Genomic DNA, 14,019 nt, shown 5'->3' with positions numbered 1-14,019 from the left:
CTGACGGCACCTCTTAGGGGAGGCAGGGGCCATGCGATCGGTGAGCCGCACAGGACTGATGACGGCCGGGCTGGGGCTCGGAGCGGTCGGGGGTTTCGTGGGCAGCCTGCTCCGGGAGCGGAGCGCACTGTTAGCAGCTCGTGGCGCTGCGGGCGAAGGAAGTGAGGAACCGCCTTCATGGGGCGACGGCTCGTACCGCTCACGCTGGACAACCTTCCGGACCTTCCCAAGCGTTGCCGCACGTGTGTCTTCTGGGAGCTGGACCCGGTCAGCGGCCAGGCCGCGGTAAAGGCCGGCACTCCGGAGCTGGAGAAGGAAGCGTGGATCTCCGCCGTTCTCCTCGAATGGGGATCATGCGGCCGGGTCGTGTACGTCGACGACGTACCGGTGGGCTTTGTGCTGTACGCGCCGCCCGCCTATGTACCCCGCTCCACCGCCTTCCCCACGAGCCCCGTCTCGCCGGATGCCGTCCAGCTGATGACGGCCTGGATCATGCCGGGCTATCAGGGGCAGGGGCTCGGCCGCGTCATCGTGCAGACCGTCGCGAAGGATCTGCTGCGCCGAGGGTTCAAGGCCATCGAGGCGTTCGGCGATGCCCGTTGGGAGAAGCCGGCCTGTGTGCTGCCAGCCGACCATCTGCTCGCTGTGGGGTTCAAGACGGTCCGTCCCCACCCCGCCTACCCCCGGCTGCGGCTGGAGCTCCGGACGACCCTCTCCTGGAAGGAAGACGTCGAGCTTGCCCTGGACCGGCTCCTTGGCGCGGTGCAGAAGGAACCGGTGCTGCGGCCGCTGTAGCAGCGTATGGCCGCGGTAGCGGGCATGGTCGCAGAGCAGAGTATGGACGCTGTAGCAGAGTGCGGCCACCGTAGCGAGTGCGGTGGCGGTAGTAGCTGGTCCGGTCCGCACAGACAGCGAATGGGCCAACCCAGTTGGGTTGGCCCATTCGTGTTTCACGTGAAACATCGCGCCGATCGGCGCCGACGTTCTGCTCGCCGACGTGCTATTCGGCGATGAAGTCCGCCAGGTCGCGCTCCAGCGCGGCCTTCGGCTTGGCGCCGACGATGGTCTTGGTGACCTCGCCGTTCTGGTAGACGTTCAGCGTCGGGATGGACATGACGCCGTACTTGGCGGCCGTGCCCGGGTTCTGGTCGATGTTGAGCTTGACGATCTGGATCTTGTCGCCGTGCTCGGCCGCGATGGCCTCCAGGGACGGCGCGATCTGACGGCACGGGCCACACCACTCGGCCCAGAAGTCGACCAGTACGGGCTTGTCGCTCTTGAGCACGTCCTCTTCAAAGGAGGCGTCGGTGACGTGCTTCACTACTCCGGCCACGGTGGGCTCCTATCTTTGTGCTGTGAGGCTCAGGTGAGGTCAGGGGGTCAGACGGCGGCGGCAGCGGTGGTCGCCTCGCTGTCCACGGACGCGGCGAGGAAACGCTCGGCGTCGAGGGCGGCGGAGCAACCCGTGCCCGCCGCCGTGATCGCCTGGCGGTAGGTGTGGTCGACGACGTCACCGGCAGCGAAGACGCCGGGCACGTTCGTACGCGTCGACGGCGCGTCCACCTTCAGGTAGCCCTCGTCGTCGAGCGTCAGCTGGCCCTTGAACAGCTCGGTGCGAGGGTCGTGGCCGATCGCGATGAACAGGCCGGTCACCGGCAGCTCGGAGGTCTCGCCCGTCTTCACATTCCGCAGCGTGAGGCCGGAGAGCTTCGGGTCGCCGTGGATCTCGGCGATCTCGCTGTCCCAGACGAACTTGATCTTCGGGTCGGCGAAGGCACGCTCCTGCATGGCCTTGGAGGCGCGGAGGGTGTCGCGGCGGTGGACCACGGTCACGGATTTGGCGAAGCGGGAGAGGAAGGTGGCCTCCTCCATCGCCGTGTCGCCACCACCGATCACCGCGATGTCCTGGTCCTTGAAGAAGAAGCCGTCGCAGGTCGCGCACCAGGACACGCCACGGCCGGAGAGGGCGTCCTCGCGCGGGAGACCGAGCTTGCGGTGCTGGGAGCCCGTCGTGACGATGACCGTCTTGGCGCGGTGCACCGTGCCAGCGGTGTCGGTGACCGTCTTGATCTCGTTGGTGAGGTCCACGGAGACCACGTCGTCCGGAACGAGCTCGGCACCGAAGCGCTCGGCCTGGGCCCTCATGTTGTCCATGAGGTCGGGGCCCATGATGCCGTCCCGGAAGCCCGGGAAGTTCTCCACATCGGTGGTGTTCATCAGGGCACCGCCCGCGGTGACGGCGCCCTCGAACACCAGGGGCTTCAGCGAGGCGCGCGCGGTGTAGAGCGCCGCCGTGTAGCCGGCGGGCCCGGAGCCGATGATGATCACGTTACGGACGTCGGTCACGGCTTGATTCCTCGTCTCTGGGGACTGCTGTGTACTGCCGGGGGCCTGTTCAGGACTCTCACCCCACCCAACGGATCCTACGGGGCGAGCATTCCCGACGTGTCAGAGCACACGGAAGCGGCACGTGCCGAAGGGGCCGGGGGAAGGTCTGAAGGAGAGGAGTGACGCAGAGGACCGGCGGACGGAGCGTCCGAGTGGGATGAGTCTCCGGCCCGACAGTGGGCAGCGAGCGAGCGAGCGCCCGCCGACGGCCGTCACTGCCCGATGGCCGTCACTGCCGGGCGTAGGACGCGGTGAGCAGCACCTTGCCGGTGGCATCCGGTGCCGCCGAGGCACTGACGCAGGAGGCGTCGACGACGTAGGCGGAGACCTTAGCGCCGTCCGAGTCATGCGGCACGACGACGAGGTAGGCGTCCTCGCCCTCATAGGTGCCCTTGTCGGCGGCGAGCGGCGTACGACCACCGAGCCCCCGCTCGATGCAGGGGGGCACCTCGACATAGTCGTCGAGCACCGTGGAGCCCTTGGAGGGGCCGTCCCCCGGGCTGGACTTCACGTCGTACGACGGCTGTGAGGGGCCGGGCTTCCTGGATCCGTTCTTCTCCGCCGCCAGAAGCGCTGAGACCCGCCCTTCGAGCTTGTTCTTGGCGAACGTGCTGTCCGTACCCGTCGCCGTGCTCTTGGAGGGCTCCTTCGAGTCATTGCTCCAGGGCTGGACCAGCAGGGTTCCCAGTCCCAGGGCGGCCGCGGTGAAGACGGCGCCGAGGACCGCGGTGCGGCGGCGGTGACGACGCAGACGGCCGCCTCGGCCCGGCCCGGTGGCCGCGCGGGGGTGCCCGGCGGGGCCGCTGGTGGTGGAGCCGGTGGTCGATGTTTCACGTGAAACACGCGCGGTGGGTTCAGCGGCTGTCGCCGTGTCATCGGCGGTGGACACCGCGTCCAAGGTGACCGGCGCGTCCGGCCGGGACGGGGCGTCGGCGTCAAGGAGCGCCTCGGCAGCCAGGGCCGCGTCGATGCGCTCCGCGACGTCCGTGGGCATCCGTGGTGGTCCGGGCAGCGTGCCGAGCATGCCGCGGATCTCTTCGAGTGATTCATAGACGTCCGTGCAGAGCGGGCACCCGTCCAGATGGCGGCGCACATCGTGAGTGCGGGACGGGGAGAGCAGGCCTTCGGTGAGGTCGGAGATCTCGGCGACGTCCGGGTGCCCAGCCGAGTCTGTCGTCGTGATCACGCTCGCCCACCTCCGTTCTTCACTGCCGCTGAGTCGCTGGGTCCCGTATCCGGAGGAGATCCCGCGTCCTTTGGTTCCGCTGCGGGTGGGACGGTTGTCCCCTGCGTCCGGTTCCGTCCAGGGGCGGAGTTTCTGCTGTCGTCCTCGCTGCCGCTGTTTTCCTTGCCGTCATCCTTGCCCGTGACTCGGAGGTTCTCGCGCCGTGGCGGGGCCTCCGTACGCAGATGCGTGAGGAGGGGAAGGAGTCTGGCCCGGCCGCGCGCGCAGCGGCTTTTCACCGTGCCGGTCGGGACATCGAGCACCCGGGCGGCCTCGGCCACGGGGTAGCCCTGCATGTCCACCAGGACGAGGCAGGCGCGCTGGTCGTGCGGCAGGGTGCCGAGCGCCTCCAGGAGCTCGCGGTGCAGATCTCCCCGCTCGACGGGCGCGGCAGCCGACTCGTGCGGTTCCAGGAGCTGGTCCAGGCGTTCGGCGTCGTCGACGGGGGACGTCTTGCGGGACGCAGCCTTGCGTGCCCGGTCGAGGCAGGCGTTCACGGTGATGCGGTGCAACCAGGTCGTCACGGCGGACTGGCCGCGGAAGGTGTGGGCGGCGCGGTAGGCGGAGACCAGGGCGTCCTGGACGGCGTCCGCGGCCTCCTCGCGGTCCCCGAGGGTGCGCAGGGCGACGGCCCACAGCCGGTCGCGGTGACGGCGCACGATCTCACCGAACGCGTCCTTGTCGCCGTCCACGTGGCGCGCCAGGAGGTCCTGGTCGCTCAGCTCGCCGAGCTCGGTGCCGTCCACCGTGCAACCCCCTCCCTCGCCCCTCAGCGCCCGCCGGAACGGTCAGCCCTTGAACTTCACTTCCGTGATGCCCTGCTTGTAGCCCGCGCCGTAGTAGCCGTCCGTGCCGGACTGCGGCACGTGCGTCATCCACAGAAGCACGTATTGCGTCTTGACCGGCTTGTCGGCCTTGATCTTCAGGCTGTCGCCCGTGGTGGTCCCGTCACCGATTTTCTTCATCGAGCTGACAGGGCCTGAGGGCGACATCGATTCGGCGGCGTACAGCTCGACCGTCGTGCTGGGGCCCTCGTACTTGAGGCCGAGGGACGCGGAGGAGACGCTCTTGCCGGAGCCGAGGTCGTAGACGATGCCGACGCCCTGGCGGTACGGGGCCAGCCGCGGGCCGTCCACGTACGACTTGGTGCGCCAGAGCGTGGAGGCGTCGCCGTCGTACGTCTTCGGGACGTTCTCCGGGTCCTGCGCCTTCCCGCCGAGCAGGGTCTCCTGCGCGTTCTGGACGGCGATCGGCTGAACGGGCTTCGGCTGCTTCTTGTCCTCGCCGTCGGTCGTCCGGGTCGGACCGGAGTCCTTGGACTTGTCCTGGTCGAGCAGCGCGTCCGCGAGCTGCCAGCTGCCCAGGCCGAGGGCGGCGATGAGGAGCGCGGACACGGCCCACTTGAGGGCCTTCCCGGTGCGGCTCTGCAGGGGCGGCGGCGGGGCCGGGACGGCCTGAGTGACGCCGGGGGGCGGCATACCGCGACCGTAGTTCCCCTGCTGGTACGTCGTGCGCTGATACTCCGGCGGCGCCGTGAAGGCGGGCTCCGGCGGCCGGATGCGGGGGAGCTCGGCGATCGCCTTCACCAGGTCGTCCGGCGTGGTGCACGCGGGCTCCTGGCGGGACGCCGTCGCCCCGTCGTTGACGAGTGCGCGCATGGCGAGCTCGGACAGGCCGCGGTGCACGCCGGCCCGCACCTGGTCCGGGGGGATCAGGCCGATGTCCTTGGGCAGGCCCGACATCCCGTACGCGTCGTTGTCGTAGGGCCAGCGCTGAGTCAGCGAGGCGTACAACAGGGCGCCGATCGCCTCGGTGTCGGTGCGCTGGGGCGCCTCGGAGGTGATGCCGCGCAGCGCGGCGTTCACCGCGAGGCCGCGGATGCGGTACTGGCCGGAGGACGTGCGCAGGACCGCGCTCGGCGTCAGCCGCAGATGCGCGAGGCCTTCGCGGTGCGCTGCGGCCATGGCCTGTGTGACCTGGCTGACGAGCTGATAGGCGTCATGCGCCTCCAGCGGACCCGCCGCGAGCAGCGCCGTGAGTTCCGTGGCGTCGGGGAGCCACTCGTGCACGACATAGACGAGGTCGTTCTCCTCGACCGCGTCCAGAACCTGGACGAAGCGGGGATCGCCGAGGAGCGCCGCGGAACGGGCCGCGGCGAGCACCGAACGGGCCCGGGGGTGGTCGGCGGGGAGCAGGTGCACACCCACTGCCCGGCGCAGTTTCTCGTCGACCGCACGCCAGCTGCTGAATCCGTCCAGACGGGTGACGCACTCCTCGAGGCGATAGCGTCTGGCGAGTTTGTGGCCGCTGTGCAGTTCGGGGGGTGTGGTCACCCCGGACGGGCTGGTGGGCTCGTTCGTCTTGGCTGTGCCGTCGTCCGCCGTGTCCCGCTCCCGGGTCTGGGCCTCCCCGTCGGCCGTGGACTGCCCCGCCTGCGCGGTCAGCGGCTCGTCGCCGCTGTTGTCTGCCACGTCGACGGCAGCCGTGCTCCGTTCCGCCACCGTCGTTCCTGCCTCCCCATCCGTTGCGCTTCGTCAGACGCCAAAGCCAATTGTGCCCACAGTCTGGCGCTATGCACGACACACGGTGGCCGACGATGGTTGTGCGGACTCCTTCACATCAGCGTCCCAACCGTCCGCGCACCATACCCACCAGGGAGTTCAGCTCCTGGATCCGCATGCGCCGCGCGGCCACGAAGAAGACACCGAAGAGGACGGCGAGGCCGACGATCAGCGCGGCGAGGGAGCCGAAGACCCCCTGACCGAGCGCCTTCGTGACCGCGTACCCGACTGCCGCGCCGAGAATCGCCCCCGGAACGGAGGCCATGGCGAGCCGGGCGTACGTACGGATGACGTTGGCGCCGTCCAGATCGCCGCCGAGGCGCTTGCGCAGCCGCTGCCAGGCGACGCCCACACCGATCGCGTAGGCGACGCCGTAGGAGGCCGCCATGCCCGCCACGGCCCAGCGGGCGGGCAGCACCAGGTAGCAGGCTCCGGAGGCGGCGGCGTTGAAGGCGGCCACGATGACCGTGTTGTAGAAGGGGGTGCGGGTGTCCTCGTAGGCGTAGAAGGCGCGCAGGACGACGTACTGCACCGAGTACGGAATGAGACCGAGACCGAAGGCCATCAGCATGTAGCCCATGCGGGTGGCGGCGTTGACGCCGGACGAGCCGAACATGAGCGTGCACATCGGGATGCCGAGGGCGACGAAGCTGAAGGCGATCGGCACGATCGCGACGGCCGAGGTGCGCAGTCCCTGGGAGATGTCGTCGCGGACGGCGCCGTTGTCCCCCTCGTGCGCCGAGCGTGACAGCCTGGGCAGCAGGGCGGCCATCAGCGAGACAGTGATGATGGCTTGCGGCAGACCCCAGATGAGCTGGGCGTTCGAGTAGGCGGCGAAGCCGGTGCCGTCCATGCCGCTGTGCTTGACCGCCGCGGTGCCCAACTGGATCACGACGATCGCGCCCGCCTGGTTGGCGAGGACGAAGAGCATCGTCCACTTGGCCAGCTTGGCGGCCTTCCCGAGCCCCTGGCCCTTCCAGTCGAAGCGCAGCCGCAGCTTGAAGCCGGTCTCGCGCAGATAAGGGATCATCGCGAGCGACTGGACGACGAGTCCGAGCAGTACGCCGACACCGAGCAGTTGCACACCGTCATCGGGGATCGACGTGACGCGCATGCCCGACTTCTCGGACGTGCCGTACACCCACAGGAACATGCCGAGCGTCGCGATGATGACGATGTTGTTGAGGACCGGGGTCCACATCATCGCGCCGAACTTCCCGCGCGCGTTGAGGATCTGCCCCATCACGACGTGGACGCCCATGAAGAAGATCGAAGGCAGGAAGTAACGAACGAACGTGATGGCGACCTCGTTGGCGTCCGGGTCCTTGGCCACCGGCGTGGAGAGCAGGTGGACAAGTTGCGGCGCGGCGAACCAGCCGATCACCGTGAGCACGCCGAGCGCCACCATGACGAGTGTCAGGAGACGGTTGGCGTAGGCCTGGCCGCCGTCCGCGTCGTTCTTCTGGGCGCGCACGAGCTGCGGTACGAAGACCGAGTTGAGACCGCCGCCGACGGTGAGGATGTAGATCATCGTCGGCAGTTGGTAGGCGACCATGAAGGTGTCGCCGAGCAGGCCGATGCCGAGGGCCGAGACGATCATGGCCGAGCGGACGAAGCCGGTGAGGCGGGACACCATCGTGCCCGCGGCCATCACCGCGCTGGACTTCAGCAGCCCCGAGGCCCGGCCGCCGGACTTCCCCGCCGGGGCCGCGGGGGCGGGCGGCTTGGCCGGAGCAGGCACGGACGGCGCACCGGCCGGCTCCGCGGACGGACGGGCGACGCCGGCCTGCGGGTCCTGGGCGTAGCCGCCGTGGTTCGGGTCCGGATACTGGCCCGGGTCCTGGTAGTACCCGCCGCCCTGCTGGTCGGCGTACGGGGCGCCCTGCTGCGGGTGCGCGTACTGGGCGGCCTGCCGATGGCCGTAGGCGGCGTCGTTCTGCGCGTACGGCATGCCCTGCTGGTCGTATCCGGCGCCCTGCTGCTGACCGGCGTATCCGGCCTGCGGGTCGGCGTAGCCCGCCTGGCCCTGCCGCGGGTCCGCGTAGCTCTCCTGACCGGCCTGCGGCGGGCCGGGGAAGCTCGCCTGGCCGTGCTGGGGCGGGTAGCCGTAGCCGTCGCCCTGATGCTGGCCCTGGTAACCGCCGTGCTCCTGCTGGCCCTGGTAACCGCCGTGCTCTTGCTGACCCTGGTAACCGGCCTGCTGTCCCTCGTAGCCGGAGTGCTGCTGCTGTCCCTGGTAGCCGGGGTGGCCGCCGTGCTGGCCTTGGTAGGCGTCCTGCTGGGCCGGGTAGCCGCCCTGCTGGGGCTGGTGGCCGCCGTGGCCCTGCTGTCCCTGGTAGCCGGGCTGCTGTCCCTCGTAGCCGGAGTGCTGCTGCTGTCCCTGGTACCCGGAGGCCTGCTGGCGCGGGTCGCCGTAGGCCCCCGCGTTCGGGTCCTGGTAGCCGCCTGCCTGCTGGTCGCGGAAGAGGTGGGCGAAGGCGTCCGGCTGGTGCCGCTCCTCGCCGGCCTGCGTGACGAGGTCGTCCACGCCCACGTACTGCGTCGTGCGCGGGTCGTCGCCGTACGGCAAGTGGCGGGTCGTGCCGTCCGGCTCCGGCGGCGGGGGCTGGGCCCATACGCGCGGGTCGGGCTGGTACTGCGACGACGGCGGCTGGCCGTAGAGCTGCTGCGGGTCCGGGTAGCTGCCGGGCGCGGGCGGGGGGTGTGCCGAGCGGTCGTAGAGCGCCTCGGCCACCGGGTCCTGGGCCGAGAGGTCCTGGGCCCGGTAGGGGTCCTGAGCGTAGGCGTCCTGAAGATAGGCGTCCGGCGCGTGCTGCGGCGGCACCTGACCGTCCTCGGGATTGCCGGGTGGCGGGCCCCCGGCCGAGCCGGAGCTGCCCGCGCCTTGGCCGCGCTCACCGTCGTACGGCGCGTTCATGGTTTACCCCACCTCATGGTCCGCGGGCCCACCGGCCACGACATCGCTCAACGGTCCACTCTCTCACCCGTGTGCGACGGCTCGGCGCTTTCCGGAGCGGTGTCCGGGGTCGGGTCACTCGGCTGCTCGGGATCGTCCGTGCCGGGCTCGGGGTCGGGAGTGGTTCCTGAGGTGTCGTCGGCGTCCCCGTCGGGTCCGCCGTCCGGGCCCGCCTCCGCGCGCCGCTGCGCCGCGCGCTTGCGCTGCGTGTACATGCGGAACCCGGCGAGAACGAGGAGGAGTACGCCGCCACCGATGACCAGCATCACCGTGGCGGTGAACTCGGTGACGTTGACGTCGAAGCGGACGGCGGGGCCGTAGGGCTGCCCGTCCTCGGTGTAGAGCTGGGCCGAGACCGTGACGGGGCCGTTGGCGTTGGCCGTCGTGGTGAACTTCACGGACTGGGTGTGGCCACCACCGGTGATCTTGACCGGCTGTTCCTCGTAGAGGCCGTCGCCGACCTTCAAACGGGTGGGGTTGGTCGAGGTGAGGCGGAGGACGAGGTGGTCGACGCCCTGGACCAGGTTGTTCTGCACCGTGACCGGGATGGTCGCGCTGCGGCCCGACAGCTTCACGTCGGACTTGTTGATCAGCTTCACCTGACGGGTGAGGCTGGTCAGATAGCCCTGTACGCCCTTGCGGAAGCTCTGTGCCTGCGCCGGGCGCCCCCGCCACGACGTGGCGAGCTCACGGTCCATGGCCCGCCCGAACGGCGTGATGACGCGGTCGGGCTCGGAGAGGATCTGCTTGAAGCGGTCCAGCTTCCCCTGGGTGTCCTGGACCTCCTGGAAGGCCGAGCGGGGCAGCTCCTGCCTGCGCAGGTAGGACGGGTAGGCGCCGGTCGAGGGGACCTGTGTGGTGGCGTCCGGGTCCGGCTGGGCCTTCGCCGCCGCCTGCAGGTCCTGCGGCTGCGACCAGCGCTTGTCGTCGAGGGCGGTCAGCGCCCGCGCCATCGACTGCGCCTGGCTCGCGGTGGGCATGCGCTGCGGTGCCACCACGATGCTGCGCTGTCTGCCCGGGTCCTGCAGCGTGACCATGAGGCTCTGGGCCAGGAACTCCTGCACGGCGAGAGTGGAGTTCTCGGCGCCCGTCATGTCGCCGCTGAAGGCGGTGGAGAGCCGGGCGTCGGCGACGACCGCGGTCGTGCCGCCGCCGATGGGCCGCGCCGCGTTGGGCGTGTACGAGAGACCGGCCGTCTCGCGCAGGCTGTCGCTGCGGGCGATCACCGAGTGGGCGCCCGCGGACGTGGCGATGTCGACGACCGACGGGTCGACCGCGCCCTCGGCGGGCCAGGCGAAGTCCGTGCTGACCTTGGCGGTGAGGATGTCCTTCACCGACTGGGCGCCGACTTCGGTGGCCTCCTTGAGGTGGCCGAGGGAGCCGGTGACGGGCCTGCCGTTGTGGGCGAGCGAGGCGAGGTCGGGGTCCGCGAAGGGGAGCGCGACGACCTTCTTGCCCTTCACGGCCTTCTGCAACTGGTCGAGCCACTGCTTCGCGACGGCCTGGTTCCTGCCGGCGATCGGGGTGCCGTCGGCGCCCTGGACGTCGTAGCTCGTCGTCATCGCGTCGACCGAGACCAGCAGGTCGGGGTCCACGACCCAGGTGACGTCGAGCTGGGAGCCTAGCGCGAGGAGCTGCTGCAGGCGTCCGCCCGGCTGCAGCTCCTTGGCCAGGCTCTCGTCCTTGAAGAGGGGGGTCTGCTCCTCGTCAGAACGCGTCCGCGCGGTGAGGTGCGTGGACGAGATGAGCGGCCACAGGAACGTCGTCCTGGTCTTCGTGTCGGCCGCCCCGTCCTGCCAGGGCAGGAAGGTCCGCTCGATGCCGAGCACCTGCGGGTAGGGCTGTGCGGAGGTCTGGCCGGTGAGCGCGACCCCGAGCTGGTAGACCCCGTCCAGGCCCAGGTCCAGGGCGCTCACGGGCACGGAGATGCTGAAGTCCTGCCGGACGCCGGGAGCGAGCCGGGAGAACTTCTCTGCGTACTTCCCACCGACCTCGCTGCCGTCGGCGCCGGGCTGGTACGAGGTCCGCTTGGCGGCGCTGTCGATGGCCGTGCGGCCGCCCAGGGGAGAGCCGATGCGCAGGCCCACCTGCGCGTTGGTGATCGTCTGGAGGCCTTCGTTGGTGACCGTGCCGGAGACGGTGACGGTGTCGCCCTCGCGCGGCGCGCTCGGGGTGAGGGAGTTCAGGGACACATTGACGGTGCGGGAGCCGGTGGCGGCCGTCTTCGGCCGCGAGGCGGCCTTCTGGGCGTTCTTCGCGCCGCTGGCGGGGTGCGTGGCGGCCGTCGCGGCCAGGCCCGCTGAGGGTGCGGCGGCGGACGCCGTGGGGCTTGTCGGCACGTGGAGCAGACCGGCGAGCAGCGGTGCTCCGGCCAGCAGTGTCGCTGTGCGCCGGAACCACCGGCGGGCAGGTGAGGGGCTGGTCCCCGGGAAGTCTGCCGCCTCGGCCACGCGTCGCCCGTCCCTCGTCGTCGTCAGCTGTGTCGGTGCTTGTCGTTCGCTGCGTCCACGCATGGTAACGAGGTGCGCAGGGGCTAAGTGCCGCGGACTGCTCCACAAGATCGCAACAACGGTCCGCCGTACCCGCGACGGCCGTGGTGAGCAGTGTGGACGACCCTGACGGGGGCCGCGGAAATCCGGGCGGCCGCGGTCGCCCGGGGCACGTACCCTTTTCTGTTGTGCCGAACGCCAACGAAGACAATCCCCGTGCCCTGAGCCAGGCGCAGCAGCGCGCCGTGAGTGAGCTGCTGCGGGTCTCCCCCGTCGCCGACGACCTTGCCCGCCGTTTTCAGGAGGCCGGGTTCTCGCTCGCCCTGGTCGGCGGCTCGGTCCGGGACGCGCTCCTGGGCCGGCTCGGCAACGACCTGGACTTCACCACGGACGCCCGTCCCGAGGACGTACTGAAGATCGTCCGTCCGTGGGCGGACGCGGTCTGGGAGGTGGGTATCGCCTTCGGCACGGTGGGCTGCCAGAAGGACGCCCTGGTGGACGGCGCCGAGCAGCGCTTCCAGGTCGAAGTGACGACATATCGATCGGAGGCGTACGACAGGACCTCACGCAAGCCCGAGGTCTCGTACGGCGACTCCATCGAGCAGGATCTCGTCCGCCGGGACTTCACCGTGAACGCGATGGCCGTGGCGCTCCCGGAGAAGGAGTTCATCGACCCGCACGGTGGCCTGGACGACCTGTCCGAGCGCGCGCTGCGCACCCCTGGCACGCCCGAGGAGTCCTTCTCGGACGATCCGCTGCGGATGATGCGGGCCGCCCGCTTCGCCGCGCAGCTGGACTTCGAGGTGGCCCCGGAGGTCGTCGACGCCATGAAGGCGATGGCCGGGCGGATCGAGATCGTCTCCGCCGAGCGGGTCCGGGACGAGCTGAACAAGCTGATCCTGTCCGCCCACCCGGCCAAGGGGCTCGCGCTGCTCGTGGACACCGGGCTCGCCGGGCACGTCCTGCCGGAGCTGCCCGCACTGCGCCTCGAGCGCGACGAGCACCACCGCCACAAGGACGTCTACGACCACACCCTGATCGTCCTCGAACAGGCGATGGCGCTGGAGACGGAGGGCCCGGACCTGACGCTGCGGCTCGCGGCCCTGCTGCACGACATCGGCAAGCCGAGGACCCGCCGCTTCGAGAAGGACGGGCGGGTCTCCTTCCACCACCACGAGGTGGTCGGCGCAAAGATGACCAAGAAGCGCATGACGGCCCTGAAGTACTCGAACGAGCTCATCAAGGACGTCTCACGCCTGGTCGAGCTGCACCTGCGCTTCCACGGCTACGGCACGGGCGAATGGACGGACTCGGCAGTGCGTCGCTATGTACGCGACGCCGGCCCGCTCCTCGAACGCCTCCACAAGCTGACGCGCTCCGACTGCACGACCCGCAACAAGCGCAAGGCCACCGCTCTCTCGCGCGCGTACGACGGCCTGGAGGAGCGCATCGCCCGCCTCCAGGAGCAGGAGGAGCTGGACTCGATCCGCCCCGACCTCAACGGCAACGAGATCCAGGAGATCCTGGGCGTGGGCCCGGGGCCGGTGATCGGCAAGGCCTACAAGTTCCTCCTGGAGCTGCGCCTGGAGAACGGACCGATGGAGCGGGACGCGGCGGTGGCGGCACTCAAGGAGTGGTGGGCGGCCGAGGGCTGATCCGTGCGGGCGGATGCGGGGGCTGGCGCACGTCGTGAGGTGCGAGTGCTGCGTTTCACGTGAAACACAGCACCCTTCGCTGAGTGCGACACCCTTTGCTCCATACGCGAGGGGGGCGATGTTTCACGTGAAACATCGCCCCCGTCGGTGCCCGGGAGGACCTACGGCTGCTGCTTGAACGGCTTCAGGCACAGCGTGAAGTCATTGCTGCCACCGGTCTCCCGGTACGTGGCGTACTCCTTGATGTCGCAGGTGCCGCTGTCCTTCTTCTCGGCGACCTTGTACGCGGCATCCTTGTCGCCGCAGTCCACGATCTTCAGGTCCGGGTCCGTCGAGCTCTCCGGGTTGCCGACGCTCATGCAGTCGCCGACCTCGGCTGCGGCGGCCTCGTCCTGGCCCGCCCACACCGCGCCGCCCACGATCGCGGCGACGGCCACGACCGCCACGATGCCGAATATCAGCTTCTTCTTGCCCTTGCGGGGTGCCGCCGGGTCCGGGCCGCCCTGGTAGTAGGGGACGCCCTGCTGCGGAGCGCCGGGCTGGGGCGGGTAGGGCGCGCCGGGAGCCTGGCCGTACGGGGCACCGCCCTGCTGGGGCTGCCCGTACGGGGCTCCGCCCTGTGGCTGACCGTAGGGCTGCTGGCCCTGGGCGAACGGGTTCTCGCCCTGGGGCGGCGGAGTGGACACGGAAATCCCCCTAAAAAGAGTGCTCAGCACGCGAGTTGGTTGCGTGATGGCGCGAATTG

10 protein-coding genes are annotated in these 14,019 nt (G+C 70.1%); 2 read left to right on the top strand and 8 right to left on the bottom strand.

Translation table 11 applies throughout. The features are described from left to right. Positions 1-177 precede the first annotated feature (177 nt). Positions 178-795, top strand: a complete 618-nt coding sequence (locus GPA10_RS30000; RefSeq protein ID WP_030559692.1) for a GNAT family N-acetyltransferase — start codon at positions 178-180, stop codon at positions 793-795. A 205-nt stretch (positions 796-1,000) separates the two neighbouring features. Here GPA10_RS30000 and trxA read toward each other — a convergent pair whose 3' ends face one another. The 7 genes from trxA to GPA10_RS29965 all read right to left on the bottom strand — a co-directional run bounded on the left by trxA (position 1,001) and on the right by GPA10_RS29965 (position 11,580). Beyond that, a complete protein-coding gene (gene trxA / locus GPA10_RS42910) occupies positions 1,001-1,333 on the bottom strand; it encodes a thioredoxin (RefSeq protein ID WP_058850030.1) in 333 nt (110 codons plus the stop codon). Positions 1,334-1,380: 47 nt separating this feature from the next. Further along, positions 1,381-2,346 (bottom strand): thioredoxin-disulfide reductase, encoded by a 966-nt coding sequence (gene trxB / locus GPA10_RS29990; RefSeq protein ID WP_058850029.1) that lies wholly within the window; start codon positions 2,344-2,346, stop codon positions 1,381-1,383. 271 nt (positions 2,347-2,617) lie between these two features. Then, complete coding sequence (locus tag GPA10_RS29985; protein WP_343041470.1) at positions 2,618-3,574, bottom strand: anti-sigma factor family protein; 957 nt, start codon at positions 3,572-3,574, stop codon at positions 2,618-2,620. Further along, the gene (gene sigM, locus GPA10_RS29980; protein ID WP_343041469.1) at positions 3,571-4,359 is read right to left on the bottom strand and encodes an RNA polymerase sigma factor SigM; all 789 of its coding nucleotides are present in this window, start codon (positions 4,357-4,359) and stop codon (positions 3,571-3,573) included. Before sigM ends, GPA10_RS29985 begins: the two co-directional genes overlap by 4 nt. 42 nt (positions 4,360-4,401) lie before the next feature. Continuing rightward, positions 4,402-6,114: a protein kinase family protein gene (locus tag GPA10_RS29975; RefSeq protein ID WP_343041468.1), complete on the bottom strand. Its 1,713-nt coding sequence runs from the start codon at positions 6,112-6,114 to the stop codon at positions 4,402-4,404. A 118-nt stretch (positions 6,115-6,232) separates the two neighbouring features. After that, positions 6,233-9,091 (bottom strand): murein biosynthesis integral membrane protein MurJ, encoded by a 2,859-nt coding sequence (gene murJ / locus GPA10_RS29970; protein ID WP_157168241.1) that lies wholly within the window; start codon positions 9,089-9,091, stop codon positions 6,233-6,235. 47 nt (positions 9,092-9,138) lie between these two features. Continuing rightward, the gene (locus GPA10_RS29965; protein WP_343041467.1) at positions 9,139-11,580 is read right to left on the bottom strand and encodes a DUF6049 family protein; all 2,442 of its coding nucleotides are present in this window, start codon (positions 11,578-11,580) and stop codon (positions 9,139-9,141) included. 227 nt (positions 11,581-11,807) lie between these two features. Between GPA10_RS29965 and GPA10_RS29960 the strand changes: the two genes are divergently transcribed. Further along, entirely contained in the window at positions 11,808-13,274 is a 1,467-nt protein-coding gene (locus GPA10_RS29960) for a CCA tRNA nucleotidyltransferase (protein WP_058850024.1), read from the top strand. Positions 13,275-13,435: 161 nt separating this feature from the next. Here the strand turns inward: GPA10_RS29960 and GPA10_RS29955 are convergent, their stop codons facing one another. Next, positions 13,436-13,960 carry an LppU/SCO3897 family protein gene (locus tag GPA10_RS29955; RefSeq protein WP_343041466.1) on the bottom strand — a complete coding sequence of 175 codons (525 nt, stop codon included), beginning with the start codon at positions 13,958-13,960 and terminating at the stop codon, positions 13,436-13,438. Positions 13,961-14,019: the final 59 nt, after the last annotated feature.

Source organism: Streptomyces typhae (genome assembly GCF_009755605.1).
GTDB lineage: Bacteria > Actinomycetota > Actinomycetes > Streptomycetales > Streptomycetaceae > Streptomyces > Streptomyces typhae.
The sequence above is the reverse complement of the archived record's forward strand: the minus strand, read 5'-3'. Positions and strand labels throughout refer to the sequence as shown.